Below are 3,976 nucleotides of genomic sequence, written 5' to 3' on the forward strand. Positions count from 1 at the left end.
AAATAAAATAGATCTATGCCCCAACGAACATACCACAATTATACGGTATATATTTTAACAAATAAACCTAAAGGTGTATTGTATATCGGTGTAACTGGAGGAATAGATGATAGAATGGAACGGCATATAAATGGAGAAGGAAGCAAATTCACCTCAAAATATAAACTAAAGCGCTTAGTGTATGTTGAAGAATTTCAATATATTGAAGATGCTATAGCAAGAGAAAAACAATTAAAGAACTGGCATCGACAATGGAAGATTAATTTAATAGAGCAAGATAATTCTGAATGGAAAGATTTATATAAACCTTTGGGCTCAGACCTAGACCCTTGAATGAGACCCTGAAATAAATTCAGGGTGACAACTAGTTTATTTTGTCATCCTGAACCAATCCCTTGTCATGCTGAACTTGTTTCAGCATCTAAATAAAATAGATTTATGCCCCAACGAACATACCACAATTATACAGTATATATTTTAACAAATAAACCTAAGGGTGTATTGTATATCGGTGTAACTGGAGGAATAGATGATAGAATGGAACGTCATTTAGAAGGCAAGGCTAGTCAGTTTACTTCGAAATATAAACTAAAGCGCTTAGTGTATGTTGAAGAATTTCAATATATAGAAGATGCTATAGCAAGAGAAAAACAATTAAAGAACTGGCATCGACAATGGAAAATAAACTTAATAGAGCAAGATAATCCTGAATGGAAAGATTTATATAAACCTTTGGGCTCAGACCTAGACCCTTGAATGAGACCCTGAAATAAATTCAGGGTGACAACTAGTTTATTTTGTCATCCTGAACCAATCCCTTGTCATGCTGAATTTATTTCAGCATCTTGCATGTCAACCATTCACCAGTCACTAAATTAATGTACAAATCAACTATTAAACCCACCCTCGATTTCCTTGCAGCCCTAATCGGCTTGCTATTGCTCAGTCCAATTTTCCTGCTCGTTATGATAGCGCTGGCCATTGCCAATAGCGGAAAGCCCTTTTTCTTTCAGCGCAGACCTGGGAAGGGAGAGCGTATTTTTACCATTGTGAAGTTCAAAACTATGAACGATAAAAAAGATGCACAAGGACGTTTGCTTCCCGATGCACAACGCCTCACGGCCGTAGGACGCTTTGTCCGTAAAACTTCTTTAGATGAAATACCGCAGCTGCTTAACGTACTCAAGGGCGATATGAGTTTTGTAGGTCCGCGGCCTTTATTACCCGAATACCTGTCCTTATATAATGAAATTCAGCGCAAGCGACACCATGTAAAACCAGGCATTACCGGTTGGGCACAAGTAAACGGCAGAAATGCCATATCTTGGGAACAGAAGTTCGATTACGATGTGTGGTACGTAAAAAATCAAAGTTTGGCAGTAGACCTGAAAATACTTTTCTTAACCGCCAAAAAGGTGCTGGTGTCAGAAGGCATCAGTCAAGAAGGTCAGGCTACAGCCGAAGCTTTTAAGGGGAATAAGTAAGGTTTTGAATACTTATAGTCTAAAAAAAATTGTGCTTCTAACATTATGTATTAATTTAGCTAAAATCAGAATTTAGGTTACAGATATTAATCAAATAGATTATGAAAGAAATTGTTATCATAGGGGCAGGAGGATTTGGTCGAGAAATAAAAATGCTTATTGATCAGATTAATCAAAAAGAACTTTCTTATACATTACGAGGTTTTTATGATGACAATTTGCAATTGCCTGATAAAATAAACGGTATACCTTATCTTGGATCAATTGATGATTTAATCAATCGAGAAAAACCTGGCACTCATATTGCGTTAGGTATTGGTACTCCAAGAGTGAAGGCAGAGCTTGTTGAGCGTTTGGAAAAATATGACTATCAGTTCCCTTCTTTAATCCATCCAAACGCTATAATTGGTGCAGATGAGGTGAGTATAGGAAAAGGGAGTGTAGTTTGCGCAGGGACTATTATTACGTGTAATATCAAGATAGGAGATTTTGTGACTTTGAACTTGGCTTGCACTGTTGGTCACGATACCACCATTGGTAATTTCGCTTCGTTTATGCCTAGTGTAAATATATCTGGAGAGGTGCTTATACAAGAAAAGGTATATGTAGGGACAGGAGCTAAAATAATCAACCAACTAGAAATAGGTGCGAATACCACGGTAGGGGCAGGCGCTGTTGTAGCCAAATCTCTTCCTGAAAGTTGTACCGCCGTTGGAATTCCGGCTAAGCCTATAAAGTTTCATTAAAATGCTATGGCTATTGTAGTTGTTTTCCAATAAATACACTTTTGTGAATGAAAAACTTTTTATTCCTTCTACTATTTCTCGTCAGCGCCCTAAGTCCGAGTTTTTCGGCGGTCAGTTTACCGGTAAAAGTAGAGCGCATACAGCCCATTACCGAAGTAGTTTATATTACCAATACCGGTAAGAAGTACCACAAAACCGGTTGTAGGTATTTAAAAAGCAGTAAGGTTAAAACCACTAAGGCTGAAGCTATAGCTGCGGGCTATACAGCTTGTAAGGTTTGCAAGCCTTAAAATTGGAGTTTTTTAATCCTTTACTTTTTTAGTTTTAATTAAACCACTTCTCGATACAACCTGCCTTGTCAGTTCGAGTTTCGCTTTTTTGGGGGAAACCAAAAATGCGAAGTATCGAGAACAGGTCGAAAAGTACTGCACATGTTTATAGTTGCAATTAAACTCACTTCTCGATACAACCCAGCAAGTCCAACTACGGCATTAAAAATGCCTGTTGGCTAGGCTGGCCCACTCGAAGTGACACCGAAGTGTCGGGACTGCTAATGGTCGCACTAAGTACTAGTATTTTAAAACCTGCCTTGTCAGTTCGAGTTTCGGATTTTTGGACGATAGAACAAAAATGTGAAGTATCGAGATCCCGAATACTCGGGACTACTGGGTAGCGAAATAGCGATTTTTTTAAAACTCTATTATTATACATTACTAATCGAAAACTAAAAATATCCATTTCTTAATCCTCTACTTTTTTCCATCGCCGAAAAAAGTAGCAAAAAAGTCTAGGCTTACGAAACTAGCGCTAAATTGTATGTTTGCAAGCTAAATTTTAGGAACTCACCCGATTTCCAATCGGTTTCAAACAGCCTAAAATTTTCAACGCTTACTGCACTGCCAATTTTACGCGCTATTTTCGATAGGCCGGGTTTGAATGGTATTTCTATTTATTCTTTTATAAAATAACCTGCCTTGTCACACCGAGTGGGGGTTTTTGGGCGATAGAACAAAACCCTTGTATCGAGGTGAAGTCGAAAAGTAGCGAGTTTATTTTCTTTTTCAAAACCTACATCTTAACAATTCATCAATCTTTCTATATCCTAATTTTCATTTTCTTTACGGTGTATTCCTCTCGCTGCGCTCGTCGGATACAGGAGAAAACGAAACAAAAGAAAGTACACTTTTTCTGAGGTATTTTTCAGACAAGCTGAAAACCACTTGCATTTTGCTAAATTGGCTCCAAGGCTTTCCCGAATACTCGGGACTCCCTAAGGGTCGCGCTAAGTAGATAGCGGTATATTATTCACTTTTAAGTCTATTATCCTGCCTAATTTATGCGCAAAACACAAGTTATACTGAAGAAAAAGATTGCAAAGCCCTGCTTTGAAACGCTTTTTGATGTGGGCTGCTGGTGTATAGAATAACTTTAAAACCTGCCTTGTCACACCGAGTGGGGGTTTTTGCCGATAGGCAAATACCCTTGTATCGAGGTAAAGTCGAAAAGTAGCGAGTTTATTTTCTTTTTCAAAACCTACATCTTAACAATTCATCAATCTTTCTATGTCCTAATTTTCATTTTCTTTACGGTGTATTCCTCTCGCTGCGCTCGTCGGATACAGGAGAAAACGAAACAAAAGAAGGTACACTTTTTCTGAGGTATTTTTCAGCTTTGCTGAAAACCACTTGTATTTTGCTAAATTGGCTCCAAGGCTTTCCCGAATACTCGGGACTCCCTAAGGGTCGC

5 protein-coding genes are annotated in these 3,976 nt (G+C 38.1%); all 5 read left to right on the plus strand.

Annotated elements, in window-relative coordinates; genetic code table 11:
• Positions 1 to 15 precede the first annotated feature (15 nt).
• The 5 genes from ACFSQ0_RS11280 (at position 16) to ACFSQ0_RS11300 (ending at position 2,520) form a co-directional block, all read left to right on the plus strand.
• Positions 16 to 333 carry a GIY-YIG nuclease family protein gene (locus tag ACFSQ0_RS11280; RefSeq protein ID WP_379048316.1) on the plus strand — a complete coding sequence of 106 codons (318 nt, stop codon included), beginning with the start codon at positions 16 to 18 and terminating at the stop codon, positions 331 to 333.
• Between the two features lie 105 nt (positions 334 to 438).
• Positions 439 to 756 carry a GIY-YIG nuclease family protein gene (locus ACFSQ0_RS11285; RefSeq protein WP_379048317.1) on the plus strand — a complete coding sequence of 106 codons (318 nt, stop codon included), beginning with the start codon at positions 439 to 441 and terminating at the stop codon, positions 754 to 756.
• 122 nt (positions 757 to 878) lie between these two features.
• Positions 879 to 1,484 carry a sugar transferase gene (locus ACFSQ0_RS11290; RefSeq protein WP_379048319.1) on the plus strand — a complete coding sequence of 202 codons (606 nt, stop codon included), beginning with the start codon at positions 879 to 881 and terminating at the stop codon, positions 1,482 to 1,484.
• 101 nt (positions 1,485 to 1,585) lie between these two features.
• Positions 1,586 to 2,230, plus strand: coding sequence for an acetyltransferase (locus ACFSQ0_RS11295; RefSeq protein ID WP_379048321.1), 645 nt, complete (start codon positions 1,586 to 1,588; stop codon positions 2,228 to 2,230).
• 47 nt (positions 2,231 to 2,277) lie between these two features.
• The gene (locus ACFSQ0_RS11300; protein ID WP_379048323.1) at positions 2,278 to 2,520 is read left to right on the plus strand and encodes a hypothetical protein; all 243 of its coding nucleotides are present in this window, start codon (positions 2,278 to 2,280) and stop codon (positions 2,518 to 2,520) included.
• Positions 2,521 to 3,976: the final 1,456 nt, after the last annotated feature.

Origin of the sequence: Mesonia sediminis, from assembly GCF_042684705.1 — a bacterium.
Taxonomy (GTDB): Bacteria; Bacteroidota; Bacteroidia; order Flavobacteriales; family Flavobacteriaceae; genus Mesonia; species Mesonia sediminis.